Source organism: Geomonas anaerohicana (assembly GCF_016458305.1).
Classification (GTDB): domain Bacteria; phylum Desulfobacterota; class Desulfuromonadia; order Geobacterales; family Geobacteraceae; genus Geomonas; species Geomonas anaerohicana.
Genome location: NZ_JAEMHL010000002.1, coordinates 577,047 through 590,460 on the forward strand (window position 1 = coordinate 577,047; position 13,414 = coordinate 590,460).

16 protein-coding genes are annotated in these 13,414 nt (G+C 63.3%); 9 read left to right on the plus strand and 7 right to left on the minus strand.

Annotated elements, in window-relative coordinates; genetic code table 11:
* Positions 1–23: 23 nt before the first annotated feature.
* From JFN91_RS05860 to coaBC, 7 genes are all read left to right on the plus strand, one after another.
* A complete protein-coding gene (locus JFN91_RS05860; protein WP_199388249.1) occupies positions 24–467 on the plus strand; it encodes a universal stress protein in 444 nt (147 codons plus the stop codon).
* An 88-nt stretch (positions 468–555) separates the two neighbouring features.
* Positions 556–1,746: a hybrid sensor histidine kinase/response regulator gene (locus JFN91_RS05865; protein ID WP_199388250.1), complete on the plus strand. Its 1,191-nt coding sequence runs from the start codon at positions 556–558 to the stop codon at positions 1,744–1,746.
* Positions 1,747–1,818: 72 nt separating this feature from the next.
* On the plus strand, positions 1,819–2,226 hold the full coding sequence (locus tag JFN91_RS05870; protein WP_199388251.1) for a response regulator: 408 nt from the start codon (positions 1,819–1,821) through the stop codon (positions 2,224–2,226).
* 10 nt (positions 2,227–2,236) lie between these two features.
* Positions 2,237–3,808 carry an NAD(P)/FAD-dependent oxidoreductase gene (locus tag JFN91_RS05875; RefSeq protein ID WP_199388252.1) on the plus strand — a complete coding sequence of 524 codons (1,572 nt, stop codon included), beginning with the start codon at positions 2,237–2,239 and terminating at the stop codon, positions 3,806–3,808.
* Positions 3,809–3,967: 159 nt separating this feature from the next.
* The gene (locus tag JFN91_RS05880; protein ID WP_199388253.1) at positions 3,968–5,137 is read left to right on the plus strand and encodes a 3'-5' exoribonuclease YhaM family protein; all 1,170 of its coding nucleotides are present in this window, start codon (positions 3,968–3,970) and stop codon (positions 5,135–5,137) included.
* A 15-nt stretch (positions 5,138–5,152) separates the two neighbouring features.
* Positions 5,153–5,782, plus strand: coding sequence for an MBL fold metallo-hydrolase (locus JFN91_RS05885; RefSeq protein WP_199388254.1), 630 nt, complete (start codon positions 5,153–5,155; stop codon positions 5,780–5,782).
* A gap of 9 nt (positions 5,783–5,791) precedes the next feature.
* On the plus strand, positions 5,792–7,006 hold the full coding sequence (gene coaBC, locus JFN91_RS05890) for a bifunctional phosphopantothenoylcysteine decarboxylase/phosphopantothenate--cysteine ligase CoaBC (protein ID WP_199388255.1): 1,215 nt from the start codon (positions 5,792–5,794) through the stop codon (positions 7,004–7,006).
* Between the two features lie 165 nt (positions 7,007–7,171).
* Here the strand turns inward: coaBC and JFN91_RS05895 are convergent, their stop codons facing one another.
* Positions 7,172–8,080 carry a zinc dependent phospholipase C family protein gene (locus JFN91_RS05895; protein ID WP_236014976.1) on the minus strand — a complete coding sequence of 303 codons (909 nt, stop codon included), beginning with the start codon at positions 8,078–8,080 and terminating at the stop codon, positions 7,172–7,174.
* 46 nt (positions 8,081–8,126) lie between these two features.
* Here JFN91_RS05895 and JFN91_RS05900 point away from each other — a divergent pair, with 46 nt between their 5' ends.
* Entirely contained in the window at positions 8,127–8,900 is a 774-nt protein-coding gene (locus JFN91_RS05900) for a uracil-DNA glycosylase family protein (RefSeq protein WP_199388257.1), read from the plus strand.
* On the opposite strand, the gene JFN91_RS05905 is transcribed toward JFN91_RS05900, so the two are convergent.
* Positions 8,897–9,313 (minus strand): hypothetical protein, encoded by a 417-nt coding sequence (locus JFN91_RS05905; RefSeq protein ID WP_199388258.1) that lies wholly within the window; start codon positions 9,311–9,313, stop codon positions 8,897–8,899. The genes JFN91_RS05900 and JFN91_RS05905 overlap by 4 nt on opposite strands.
* Before the next feature lie 167 nt (positions 9,314–9,480).
* Between JFN91_RS05905 and JFN91_RS05910 the strand changes: the two genes are divergently transcribed.
* Complete coding sequence (locus tag JFN91_RS05910) at positions 9,481–9,801, plus strand: BON domain-containing protein (protein WP_199388259.1); 321 nt, start codon at positions 9,481–9,483, stop codon at positions 9,799–9,801.
* Between the two features lie 46 nt (positions 9,802–9,847).
* On the opposite strand, the gene JFN91_RS05915 is transcribed toward JFN91_RS05910, so the two are convergent.
* The 5 genes from JFN91_RS05915 to JFN91_RS05935 form a co-directional block, all read right to left on the minus strand.
* On the minus strand, positions 9,848–10,153 hold the full coding sequence (locus JFN91_RS05915) for a DUF2795 domain-containing protein (protein WP_199388260.1): 306 nt from the start codon (positions 10,151–10,153) through the stop codon (positions 9,848–9,850).
* Between the two features lie 107 nt (positions 10,154–10,260).
* Complete coding sequence (locus tag JFN91_RS05920; RefSeq protein ID WP_199388261.1) at positions 10,261–12,069, minus strand: complex I subunit 5 family protein; 1,809 nt, start codon at positions 12,067–12,069, stop codon at positions 10,261–10,263.
* A gap of 2 nt (positions 12,070–12,071) precedes the next feature.
* Positions 12,072–12,416, minus strand: a complete 345-nt coding sequence (locus tag JFN91_RS05925) for a sodium:proton antiporter (protein WP_199388262.1) — start codon at positions 12,414–12,416, stop codon at positions 12,072–12,074.
* The gene (locus JFN91_RS05930; RefSeq protein WP_199388263.1) at positions 12,413–13,174 is read right to left on the minus strand and encodes an MnhB domain-containing protein; all 762 of its coding nucleotides are present in this window, start codon (positions 13,172–13,174) and stop codon (positions 12,413–12,415) included. The genes JFN91_RS05925 and JFN91_RS05930 overlap by 4 nt, the downstream gene beginning before the upstream one ends.
* Positions 13,171–13,413 (minus strand): Na(+)/H(+) antiporter subunit B, encoded by a 243-nt coding sequence (locus JFN91_RS05935; protein ID WP_199388264.1) that lies wholly within the window; start codon positions 13,411–13,413, stop codon positions 13,171–13,173. The genes JFN91_RS05930 and JFN91_RS05935 overlap by 4 nt, the downstream gene beginning before the upstream one ends.
* Between the last annotated feature and the right edge of the window lies 1 nt (position 13,414).

Here is a 13,414-nt window from a genome sequence, read left to right on the forward strand (position 1 = left end):
CAATGGCAGAACGGGGGGAGCAGATGCCAAACTTCGACAAGATTCTCTTCGCCACCGATTTTTCCGAAAACTCCGACCACGCCTTCGAGTACGCGCTCACCCTGGCCAAGCAGTTCAACAGCCGGCTGACCATCATCCACGTCATCAACGAACCCGTGGACCTGCGCGGTTTCTACGTGCCGCACGTCTCCTTCGAAAACCTGGAAAAGGAGATCGAGGAAGGGGCGCAGAAGATGATGGCCACCTTCGTGACCAGCAACGTCGCCGGTTTCAACAACTACGAAACCGCCATCGTGACCGGCGTGCCGTGGGAGGAGATTCTCAAGCGGGCAGAGACCGACCGCTCCTCCTGCATCGTGCTGGGCACCCAGGGGAGAAGCGGTATCGACCACCTGCTGTTCGGTTCCACCGCCGAGCGCGTGGTGCGAAAGGCCCACTGTCCGGTAGTGACCGTCAGGCTTCCCTGACGGCAGCGGCATATATCCATGCGGGGCAGCGTTCGCTGCCCCTTTTTTTTGATGAATGTGATCTCAATGGGAAGGAGCAGGCCCCGATATGACCACCACAGAGAAAGAGCCGCGCGGCCGCGTGCTGATCGTCGATGACGAAAAGGTCATCCTCGACCTTACCGGTATCATTCTTAAAAATCGCGGCTTTGAAGTCTTTACCGCCCTGAGTGCGCAGGACGGGTTGGCGACCATAGAGGTCGAACGCCCCGAGTTGGTCCTTTTGGACTACATGATGCCCAACATGGACGGCCTCACCGCGCTCAAGGAGATCAAGAGGCTCTACCCCGACACCTACGTGATCATGTTCACCGGCAAGGGGAGCGAGGAGATCGCCGTCGAGTTGATGAAGGCCGGCGCCTCCGACTACATCCTCAAGCCGTTCAACAACCAGGACCTCGTGGAGAGGATCGAGAGCGTCCTGAAGCTGCGCGGTATCGAACTGCAGAACAAGGCCCTGCTGAGCGAGCGCGAACGGCTTCTGGCCGAGATCGCGGACTGGAATCGCGAACTCGAAGCCCGCGTGCAGGAGAAGAGCGAGGCCCTGTCCCGCGCCCAGGCCGAGGTGGTCCAGTCCGAGAAGCTTGCTTCCCTTGGTTACCTCTCCGCCGGCATGGCACACGAGATCCGCAACCCGCTCAACTCCATCGCGCTGTTCGTGCAACTCATCAAGGGGGGGCTGGACGAACCGGAGCGCCAGGAGTACGTGGACAAGATCCTGAAGGAAGTTGACCGGATCGACAACATCCTGGGCAAACTCCTGGACGCCTCCAAGCGCCCGCGCTTCGAGATCAGCGAGGTGCGCATGGACCGCGTTCTCGAGCACACCCTGGAGGCGTTCACGCCGCAGCTGCGCCAGAAGCGCATCAAGGTGGTGCGCGACTACCGGAACATCCCCCCCGCCATCAAGGCCGACCCGATGGAGATCGAGCAGATCTTCACCAACCTGTTCCTGAACTCGATCCACGTCATGCCAGAGGACGGGACCCTGACCGTGGAACTGGACCAGGACCAGGATTACATCAAGCTCAGGGTGACCGATACCGGCCCCGGCATTCCCCCAGAGAACCTCCCCAACATCTTCGACCCCTTCTTCACCACCAACAGCCGCGGCACCGGTCTCGGTCTCTCGGTGGTGCTGCGTATCGTCAAGACCTACCGGGGCAAGATCGAGGTGGAGAAAAGCGACCCCAGCGGCACCACTTTTGCCGTGCGTCTTCCGCTCAACGCACCGAGGTAAGGGGTGGTTTCCACTTCCCTTTTCGGCCGCATTTTTGTATGATGTCCCATTCCATCATGCCTTGAGGTCGAGATGACAGCAGATAACAGGGGCAAAATACTCCTGGTAGACGACGACAAGTTTTTCCTGAAGGTGATGTCCGATGCCTTCACCGGCGCGGGCTTTACCGTGGTGACCGCAGAGGACGGCGTCCTCGGCGTCGAGGCCTACGCAGCCGCTACCTTCGATGCCGTCATCCTCGACCTGGTCATGCCCCGGATGGGAGGGGTGAGCGCTTCCCTGGAGATCGGGCGTCTGGCCAAGGAGGTGGACCCGATCATCATCATGCTGACCTCCATGTTCCAGGGCGCCCCGCACGAGCACCCCATCCCCGAGATGGGCGCCAAGGTGCACATACCGAAATCCACCCCTCCGTTGGACATCGTCATCATCGTCGAACAGCTCCTGGAAAGAAAACGGCGCGACACCGGCGCCGCCTGACGGACACCCCATGCCATTTCTGTTACGTAACCTCACCCTGAGCCCGGGGGTGGAGGAGAGTGCGCTACGCCCGCTGGCCGCGGCCAAGCTGGGTGTGCGCGAAGCCGAGATCACGGCGCTCACCCTGGTCAGAAAGGGTGTCGACGCCAGGAAAAAGGGTGCCATCAAACTGGTGTACACGGTGCAGGTGACGCTCAGGGACGAGGCGCGGGTGCGCCCCCACGGCGACGTGGCGCGGGTCGAGACGGCCGCGCCGCTCCGTTTCCCGAAGCTCACCTCTTCCGAGCGCATCGTCATCGTCGGCATGGGGCCGGCCGGACTCTTCGCGGCCTTGCGGCTGGCGCAGTACGGTCTGACTGCACGAGTGCTGGAGCGCGGGCGCGACGTGGACCGGCGCGCCTCGGACGTGTCGCGTTTCTGGCGCCTGGGCGAACTGTGCCCACAAAGCAACGTGCAGTTCGGCGAAGGGGGAGCCGGGACCTTCTCCGACGGCAAGCTCACCACGAGGGTCAAGGACCCCAACTGCGGTTGGGTACTTGAGCGCCTGGTCGAGTTCGGTGCGCCCCCGGAAATCCTCTACGCTGCCAAGCCCCACATCGGCACCGACCGGCTGCGGGCGGTGGTGCGCGGCATCCGCGAGCGCCTGATCGAGACAGGGTTCCAGGTCGGCTTCGAGAGCCGGTTGACCGGCATCGGCATCGGCCAGGGGCGGGTGACCAGCGTGGTGGTGAACGATGCCGACGAGCAGCCCTGCGACGCCCTTGTCCTGGCGCCCGGGCACAGCGCGCGCGACACCTACGCGCTTTTACACCGGCTGGGGGTCACCCTGGAGCAGAAGCCGTTCGCGGTGGGGCTCCGGGTGGAGCACCCGCAGGCGCTCATCAACGAGATCCAGTACGGCCGCAACGCGCATCCCGCGCTGCCGCCCGCAGAGTACGCGCAGACCTACAACAACGAGACCACCGGGCGCTCCGCCTACTCCTTCTGCATGTGCCCGGGCGGGGTAGTGGTCGCGGCCGCCTCCGAGGCGGGCGGGGTGGTGGTGAACGGCATGAGCGGCTACCGCCGCAACGGCCCCTACGCCAACAGCGCGCTGGTGGCCACCGTGGGGCCGGCGGATTTCACCGGCAACTCCCCGCTGGCCGGAGTGGAGTTCCAGCGCGAGTTGGAGCGACGCGCGTTCGTGGCGGGAGGGGAAAGCTACCGGGCACCGGCCCAGAGCCTGCTCGACTTCATCGGGCGGGGCGGGGGGAGGATCCTCTCCAGCTACCGTCCCGGTGTCACCGAATACGACCTTGCCTCGCTGCTTCCGACGCCGGTTGCCGCCACGTTGAGGGAAGGGATCGAGCACTTCGACCGCAAGATGCGCGGTTTCGTCAGCGCCGAGGCGACCCTTACCGCGGTCGAGACCCGGACCTCAGCGCCGCTGCGCATCGTACGTGGGGGGGACCTGCAGTCCCTGAGCCACCGCGGCCTCTACCCGACCGGTGAGGGGGCAGGCTACGCCGGCGGCATCATGAGTGCCGCCCTGGACGGCATCCGCGTCGCCGACGCCATCGCGGCGAGGATCGCCGGTAGCTAAAAGCGGTATCGCAAAGAACGCGAAGTATCCGCGAAGAACGGAAAGAGAGCCTTTAGGTTCAACAACAAAAAGCTTTCTTCGTGTACTCTGCGCATACCTGGCGTGCTTTGCGTAACTGCTTTTGACTTTGATGGAGCTTTCAACACAAGGAGCCTTACTTTGAAAAAAACCGTTGCCGAAATAAAGGACCGCGACATCGTAGAAGCGGTCTTCCTGGTCAAGGAGAAGATCGTCGCCATGGCCAAGAACGGCAAGCCCTACCTCACCCTGAAGCTGATGGACAAGACGGGGGAGGTCGACGCCAAGGTCTGGGACAACGCCGACCAGGTCGGCTCGCTGTTCGACCGCAACGATTTCCTGGCGGTCAAGGGGAAGGCGAGTGTCTACCTGGGCAAGATGCAGCTGATCGTCTCCGAGCTGAAGCGGGTCCCCGAGGAATCGGTGCACCTTGCCGACTTCCTCCCCGAGACGGAGAGCGACATCCAGGCTATGCTCGCCGAACTGCACGCCCTGGTGGAGAGCCTCACCGACACGGACCTGGCGCGGCTTTTGCGCTCCTTCTTCGAGGATCCGGAGCTGCTGGCCCAGTACAGCACGGCCCCGGCGGCCAAGGGGATGCACCACGTCTACCTGGGGGGGCTCCTGGAGCACTCGCTCGCCGTGGCCAAGCTGGTCGACGCCATGGTACCGCTCTACCAGGGGCTGAACCGCGACCTCCTCGTGACCGGCGCGCTCCTGCACGACATCGGCAAGGTGCGCGAGATGACCTACCTGCGCTGCTTCGACTACTCCGACGAGGGTAAGCTGCTCGGCCACATCACCATCGGCGTCGAGATGCTGCAGGAGCGGATCACGCAACTCCCGGGCTTCCCGGTCGAGCTCGCCATGCTCCTGAAACACATGATCCTGTCGCACCACGGCCAGTACGAGTACGGCTCCCCCAAGCGCCCCAAGACGCTGGAGGCGACCATCCTGAACTACCTGGACGACCTCGACTCCAAGATCAACGGCATCAGGACCCACATCCGCAAGGAGCCGGACAACCCGTCGCGCTGGACCTCGTACCACCGCCTCTACGACCGCTACTTCTTCAAGGAGAAGCCGCTTGCCGAGCCGGGGGGAGGGGAGCACGCCGAGGGCCCCGAAGGCTTGGCCGACTGCCTGGAACCTTCGGAGCTGATGCCGGAAACGGTGCCGGCTCCGGCTCCGGCCCCGCAGGCCAGCGAGCCGGCACGGCCCGCACAGGAAAAGCCGCGCCAGGAACCGCGCGGGGGCGACCAGGGGCGCAAGTCATTCAGCAACAACCCGTTTGCCGTCCTGAAGAAGTAATAGGGAGGAATTGTCATGTTATTTGAGACCATAGTGGTGGGGCCCCTGGGGGTGAACTGCTTCATCCTCGGGGATAAACAGAGCAACGAAGGGATGATCGTAGATCCCGGCGCCGACTGCGACATGATACTCGCCGCGGTGAGCCATTTCGGCATCCAGGTCAAGTACATCGTCAATACCCATGGCCACTTCGACCATATCGGCTGCAACCGCACCTTGAAAGAGAAGACGGGAGCGCAGCTCTTGGCCCACAAGGAGGACGTCCCGTTCCTGGTCAATGCGGCGCGCTCGGCCCAGAAATACGGGCTGACCGTGGAAAACTCGCCGGAGCCGGATGCCTTCCTGACCGACGGCATGAAGCTGGAGCTTGGCCGTCGGGTGATCGAGGTGCTGCACACCCCCGGGCACACCCAGGGGGGATGCTGCCTCTACCTCGCCAACGAGAAGCTCTTGATCACCGGCGATACCCTCTTCGCCGATTCGGTCGGCCGCACCGATCTCCCCGGCGGAAGCCATGACCAGCTGATCGACTCGATCAAGAGCAAGCTCATGCCGCTTCCCGACGATACCGTTGTCTGGCCCGGCCACGGCCCCTCCAGCACCATCGGGCAGGAGCGCAGCTTCAACCCGTACCTCAACGAGTAGGGGGAGCACATGCTGAAAGGCAAGGAGATCGTTCTCGGGGTGACCGGCGGCATCGCCGTCTATAAGGCGGTGGAACTGCTGCGCTTGCTGGTGAAGGCGGGCGCCAACGTGCACGTGGTGATGACCAGGTCGGCCACCGAATTCGTCACGCCGCTCACCTTCCAGACCCTGTCCCGCAACCCGGTGCACCTGGAGCTCTTCAACCTGATTTCTGAAGAGAAGATCGGGCACATCGCACTGGCCGACCGCGCTGACCTCTACATCATCGCCCCGGCCACGGCCAACTGCATCGGCAAATTGGCCAACGGCATCGCCGACGACCTCCTGACCACCACGGTCATGGCGACCAGGGCGCCGGTCCTGATCGCGCCGGCCATGAACGTCAACATGTACCGGAACACCATCTACCGTGACAACGAGGCGCGCCTGAAGGACCATGGCTACCTCTTCGTCGCTCCCGCCTGCGGCATGCTCGCCTGCGGGTACGAAGGGGAGGGGAAACTGCAGGCCCCCGAGGCGATCTTCGAGGAGGCCGTGGCTGCCCTGACGCCGAAGCGGTTAGCGGGAGCGCGGATACTGGTCACCGCGGGGCCGACGCTCGAGGAGATCGATCCGGTGCGCTACATCAGCAACCACTCCTCCGGCAAGATGGGCTACGCCATCGCGCACCAGGCGCGCCTGAGGGGGGCGGAGGTGACGCTGGTGACCGGGCCGAGCTGCCTGACCCCGCCGCTGGGTGTTGAGGTGATCCGGATCCAGAGTGCGCAGGAAATGCGGGACGCGGTGCAGGGGTGCCTGCCGCGCATCGATGTCGTCATCAAGGCGGCGGCGGTGGCGGATTACCGGCCCAAGACCCGGGCGGGCGAGAAGGTGAAGAAGAGCAAGGAGAGCCTCTGCATCGAATTGGAGAAGAACCCGGACATCCTGGCCGAGCTGGGCGCCGACAAGGGGGAACGCATCCTGGTCGGTTTCGCCGCCGAGACCCAGGACCTCGTGCGCAACGCCGGGGCGAAGCTCAAGGCCAAGAACCTGGACCTGGTGGTGGCCAACGACGTCTCCCAGGAAGGGGCCGGTTTCAACGTGGACACCAACATCGCCAAGCTCCTGTTCAGTGATGGACGCGTCGAGGAACTCCCGATGATGGGGAAAGAGGAACTGGCAGGGGTGATTCTGGAAAACGTGGAGACGTTGCGCGGGGAAAAGCGCGGCGCGGCGAAGGGGTAACAGCAGGACTGTCCACCCCCTCGCCCTCTGGGAGAGGGGCAGGGGTGAGGGCGCTCCTGCTGTAGGGGCGAATAATCATTCGCCCCGAGACTTCCCCCTCCCCGACCCTCCCCCTCCGGGGGCGGGAGATGTTTGTGGAGGCGGGAGATGCTCAGGGAGGGAGGGTTACTTGGAGAGGATCTGCAGTAGCAGTTCCGGCTCGCAGATCGCTTCCTTCAGCTTCAGTTTCAACTCGTCGAGTTCGGCGTAGGCCTGCGGCTTGGTGATCTTGCCGGTGCGGTACAGAAGCCTCAGGTTCTTGCGCACCGCCTCCGCGGCCGCCAGCGCCCGCTCACCGGTCGGGTCGGCATGGAAGAAGCGCGAGGATTCGTCGTTGTTCAGGAAGTCGAACACCGCTTCCTGGGCCAACTGCATATACTCCTCCCGGTCGTTTTCCTCGAGCGCGTAACGCGAGGTGTCGGACAGGGTCTGCAGGATGCCCTGCCATTTCTCCAGGCGGCTTACCAGCAGGATGGAGTTGAAGATCTTCTTGTTGGTGCCGAAGGAGAAAATGGTGTCCGAGAGGACCTTGCGCAGCAGTTGGTCGTTGCTGCTGAAGTGTTCCAGCGAAACCTTCTTCGCGGTCTCCCAGATCTCCTTTTCCACGTAGTTCTCGAAGCGCATCTCCCAATAGGCGTGCTTCAACGTGAGCGACGAGAAACTGCGCATCACCTTGTAGGGGACGTAGTAGTTGTGGGCGATGCAGTCCGCGGCCAGGTGGGAGAGATACCCGTAGGCGCAGGCCTGCTGCGCCGGGTCGCCCGCCTTGTCGAGGACCCGGTGCCCGATGCGCCAGCGGTGGCAATGCTGTAGGTAGTGGGTGAACTTCTTGCCCAGGGTGATGTCGGCGGCGATGGTGCCGTAGAGGAAGTCGTAGGGATGTGCCGAGATGATGGCGGCGACTGCCGGTTTCAGGGCATCGAGGTTGTTGAGCACGTTCATGCCCAGTTGCAGATGGACGCCGGCGCCCCAGGCCAGGGCCTGCTCGGGAAGCGCCAAAACCAGCAGGGATGTGACGAGAAGTAAAAGCGGCATGCCTTCGAGCATAATTAATGAAACCGGAAATGTAAAGGGGTTTAGGATGGCGGAGATGGAGGAGCGGGAGCTGTTGTTGCGCTCGCTGAAGGGGTACTTGGTGGACCTGGTCGATAGCGGCGTGGATGAACTCGCCTACGGCACCGGGATCGCTGCGTCTTCGGCTGCAGCGTGTTCCGCTGTGTCCGCTGCTGCGAACGCAGCCGCCCCGGCCCCAGCCCCGGCTCAGGCTCAGGCTCAGGCTCAGGCTCAGGCTCAGGCTCAGGCTCAGGCTCAGGCTCAGGCTCCCGCTCCCGCCGAAGTCGCGGCGCCGGCCGAGTCTGCCTTACCCGCCGCCGCTGCAACAGCCGCCGCTGCAACAGCCGCCGTTTCCGCAGCACCCCCTGACGTAGCAGCAGCGTTCCGCCAGGAGGGGAACCCGCAGGCGCGCCTGCTCTTCCTGATGACGGGCCCCGGGTATGCAGGAGCGGCGGGGGACCTGCTGGCCAAGATCATCGGCGCCATGAAATTTAAAACGGACCAGGTCTGCCTGCTGAGTTTCGATGCAGGGGGAGAGAGCGCAGGTGTGGCGGAGAGCGTTGCCCAGAGGATCGAGACCGTGGCACCGGAGGTTGTGGTCACGCTGGGCGAAGAGGCGACCGGCCTCGTCCTCGGCGGGAAGACTTCTCTGGAGCAGGTGCGCGGCCAATGGCAGGACGTCCGGGGCAGGGCGGTTATGCCGACCCTGCACCCTGAACTCCTGCTGGCTGACGAGGGGCTGAAGCGCCACGTCTGGGAGGACATGAAGCTCGTGATGCGCCGCCTGGCCGGGGCGGGCTAGCGCGGGTTGGTGCACGACTTCAACTTGCCGGTCTCGAACAAGGCGATGGGCTGCTGCTCAACGCAGATCTTGCCGTCCACCTCGACCCGCGTGGCCAGGACACAGCTCTCCAACTTGCCGGAGGGGTAGAAGCTGATCAAGCCATACTCGTTGCAGACCAATCCTTCGTAATAGAAAAAGTTCTTGGTGACACAACTTTTGAGCATGCCCTGTTCGTAGAACTCCGCTGTCGACAGCATGTTGCAGGGCACGCCGCTCAAGATGGTGATGTCACCGAGGTTGCACGATCTGAGATCGCCGTTGGGATAGTAGATGATGTCGGACCCGGCGTTGCAGATACTCGCATCCAGGGCCACTGCCTGTTCCGTTGCGACTACGAGCAGGAAAATCAGAACCAGCAGCATCCGTTTCATGGATCACCTCCAGTGACAGTGTCGCCTCCCCCTCGAATTACCCCGCCAAGTATAGATTCGTGATTAGATAATTCAAACCACCCCAACCCTTCTTTCTTGACTCCTATGCTTGATTAGTTATCCTTAATCGGTTTTTGGGTGGCCAATTTCTGAGAAAGGAGATCGTCATGGGAAAAGCAAAACGCATTGTCACGGTCCTCATCAGCGCCTGCCTGCTCACTTCCTTGGCCGGGTGCAGCCACACCCACACCACAAAGCATGAAACGGCAGGTGAATACGTCGATGACTCGGTCATCACCACCCGCGTCAAAGCTGCCATCTTTGACGAACTGGCGCTGAAGACCTTCCAGATCAACGTGACCACCTATCAAGGGGTGGTGCAGTTAAGCGGGTTCGTTGACTCTGCTGAAAACGCGAGAAGGGCTGGTGATATCGCCCGCGGTGTGAAGGGAGTAAGGGAAGTGAAGAATGACCTGATCACCAAGTAGCGGAACAAAAAAAAGCCCCCTCCCGCAAGGGAGGGGGCATTGCTGTCTAGTGATGTGCCCTGCTGTGGGATTTACCCTGGCCTGCCTGCCCGCCTGTTTGTTGTTTCGCCCTGCCTGATTTGCCGGACTGTCCGGGTTCTTCACCGCCGCGCTCTTTCCCGAAGGACTTCATTACGTCGGCCATGTTGCCGTATTCCCGGTCTTCCATTTTCTGGATTTCATCGAGGACCACTTTCTCAGCTTTCATGTGCTGAGCATGTTTGAGAAGGTCCTGTTTCTCAGCCGGGAAGTCTATGCCTTTGAGATGTTTTGTCACATTGGCCGGTGAATGACCAGTACCCCTGGTTGCCATAACTTCCTCCTTCTGCTGAATTATTTGTTCCTGATCACAAGTCGATTGTATTGAATTGGTTTTTTTTAATCAACACAAAAATCCCGTACATACGTCACTGCAACAGGTCAAAACCAGAACTGGGCCAGGGCCATCATGATACCGGTGCCGCATATGAACCAGGTGACGTAATCGCCGATGTAGCCGCTGTGCACGCGGCGCAAAAGGCGCACCGGTCCTCGCAGCAGCACCTTCACGCTTTCCCGGCCACGCCCGCGCAGCGGACCGGGACCGAGAAAGAGGGCGGCAACCACCAACGCCGCAGCCGTGGTAACGAAGGAAACCGTCACTCCCGGTCTTGCCTGCGGCGCCGGCCGAGGCAGCGGGAGCGGAGTCCCTTGAAGGACCAACGCCTGATATGCGGCGCGGTCGATGAAGCGCCCGGCGGCCTGATCGGCCACCTGCTGCACCTGCGGCAGCATACCCACTCCCAGCGAGGCTACCAGCAGCAGGCCCAGTGGGACCAGCATGATGCGCGGCGTGGGGCCGCGGGAGTGACCGGTCTCCGACCCTTCTTCGCCGGTGGCGGGGGCCGAACTGGAGAAAGGGTCGGAATGCCCCAGGCCGAAGAAAATGCCGCCGGCGGCGCGCAGTACGGCCCCCGCGGTGAGGGCAGAGCAAAGCGACAGGAGCGGCGGCAGGAATTGGTAGCCGAGATCTGATGCCGTCTCCTTGATGATCCCTTTACCGGTCCAGGTACCGAACGGGGGGAGCCCGGAGAGGGCCAGGCCGGCCACGCAGAAGAGAACGCCGGTCACGCGTAGGTGACGGCACCTGCCGTGCAGCTCCTTCTCGTCGACCGAGCGGTGGTGGTACACCAGCACCCCCGTGCCGATGAAGAGGGCCCCCTTCACCAATCCGTGGCCGGCGATGTACAGAAGCGTTCCCTGCAAGGCACGCCGGTCCAGGAGCGCCATGCCCGCCAGCATCATGCCGCTGTGGCTCACCGTCGAGTACGCCAGCAGCCGTTTCAGATGCCGCTGCAGGCAGGCCATTACCCCTCCGACCAGGGCCGTGGCGACACCGAAGCCAAGCAGCATCTGGCGCAGCAGATCGGGATCGAGGGTGGTGCTGAAGACGACCCAGTAGATGCGGGCCACCGCGTAGAGGCCAAGCTGCACCATGATCCCGGAAAACAGTACGGACGCCGGAGTAGGGGCCACGGAGTGCGCGTCGGGAAGCCAGAAATGGAAGGGGAGCACGGCGCCCTTGGTGAGGAAGCCTACGGCGAGCAGGATGAAGGCCGCGCTGACCGCCGTGCCGGCGGGTTTGCCCGAGAGCGCGGCGCCCGCCCAGGCGAGGTTCAGGCCGCCGGTCAGGGCGTAGAGCAGCGCGATACCCAGTAGCACCATGAGCCCTGCGACGCTGTTCATCACCGCGAAGTTCAGCGCCCCTTCCAGGGGACCGCTCTCCTCGATCTTGTAGCCGGTCAGGGCGTAGGCAGCCACCCCCATCAGCTCAAAGAAAACGAACATGTTGAACAGGTCGCCGGTCAGGGCAAAGCCCTGCAGCGAGGCGAGGAACAGGAGCATCAGCGTGTGGTAGTAGGTGCGCACGGCGTGGAAATGGTGCCAGGAGAAGAGCAGCGCCGCCAGGGTGAGCAGGGCCGACAGGAGCGCAAGGCCGGCAGAGGCAGGATCGATGACGAAAGCGATCCCGACCGGGAAACCGCCCATGGGTTTCCAGTCGCCGAACCAGTAGACGATGGTGCCGGCGAGGGATGCATCAAGGAGTTGCCAGTCGAAAATGGCCACGGCCATGGCGGTTGCCAGGGAGAGCACGTCCAGCAGGCGGCGCCGGGAGCTCAACTGCTCCAGGGCAGCCAGCAAGGCTGCCATGAACAGCGCGGTGATGACGGGAAAGGGGGCAAGTGACATGGCTAACCCCGCTGGGGCGGCTCTTTGCGCGGATCGAGCGTCCCGGTGAGCTTGTGCCGTTGCAGGGCGAAGGCGAGCAGCAGGGCGGAAACGGTGGCCCCTACCACGATGTCGGTCAGGGTGAGGGCCTGGACCACCGGGTCGACCATGCGCGCGTTGGCCGGGATCTCGTCCGTGATGGGCGCAGTTCCTCCCCGCAGATACCCGACGGAGAGGAGCAGCAGATAGGTCGACGACTGGGCCACGAAGAGGCAACTGACCAGGTGGATGGTGTTCCTGCTGGTGGCGATGCCGTAGAGGCCGACCAGCAGCAGCTCGATGACAATGAGGTAGGGGAGGACGGTCATGGCTTCTTCTCCCTGCGGATCACGAGCACCTGCCTGAGAAAGGCCGCGATGAGGAGCAGGAAGGCCGAGGCCACCTCGGTTCCCACCGTGATGTTGAGCAAGGGGAGGGTCCCCGCCGACAGGAGGTTCCCCTTATCACCCAGGGGGAGCAGGTTGTGCAGGTAGTGTAATCCTGCCGGGAGCGCGAGCAGGCCGATGATCACGTATCCTGCCGCGCCGGCGGCCTCCAGGTGGGAGACGATATGGCCGCGCGACATCCCCAGGAGGTCGTGGTATTCGCCGCTCAGGTACACGTAGTAGAAGGCGGTCGCCAGCAGCACGCCCCCCTGGAAGCCGCCTCCGGGAGTCAGGTGCCCGTGCAGCACGACGTAGATGCCCAGCAGCAGCGTGAAGGGGAACATCAACACGCCCAGGCCGAGCACGGCGGGGGCGGGCTCGATGCCGCCGCGGTCGCCGGATTGGTCCACCGGGTCGTGTGCCGCCTCGGATTCCTGCCGCCGTAAAAGCAGCAGCCCTCCCGCGACGGCGGCAAAGAGTATGAATTCTTCACCGAGGGTGTCGAAACCTCGGTAGTCGAAGGTGATCGACGCGACCGCCTGCTGGGCGTGGCGCAGCGGTTCCATGGTGCTGAGTATGGCCGGACCGTAGGCGCCGCGGTACTCGCCGAAGGGGGGGAGGGCGCAGAGCGCGCGCAACAGGAAGCCCGCAAAAACGAGGGTTCCCAGCACGAAGGGGAAATGGCGCAGTTTGCTGCTCATTTGCCGTCACCGGCGCGGGTTTTCGCCACCGTGAGCAGCACCATGAGCGGGAAGGCGACGGCGCCCACCACCATCTCGGAAAGCGCGACGTCCGGTGCCTGCAGTACGACGAAGAGCAGGCTCAGCGTGAGGCCGAAGAAGCCCGCCACCAGCGACTGGTGCAGGGGGGCGCGCGTCGTCACCACCGCCCAGCCCGATGCCCCCACGAGAAGAAAGATGCCAACCTGCAAAGGGTCCACG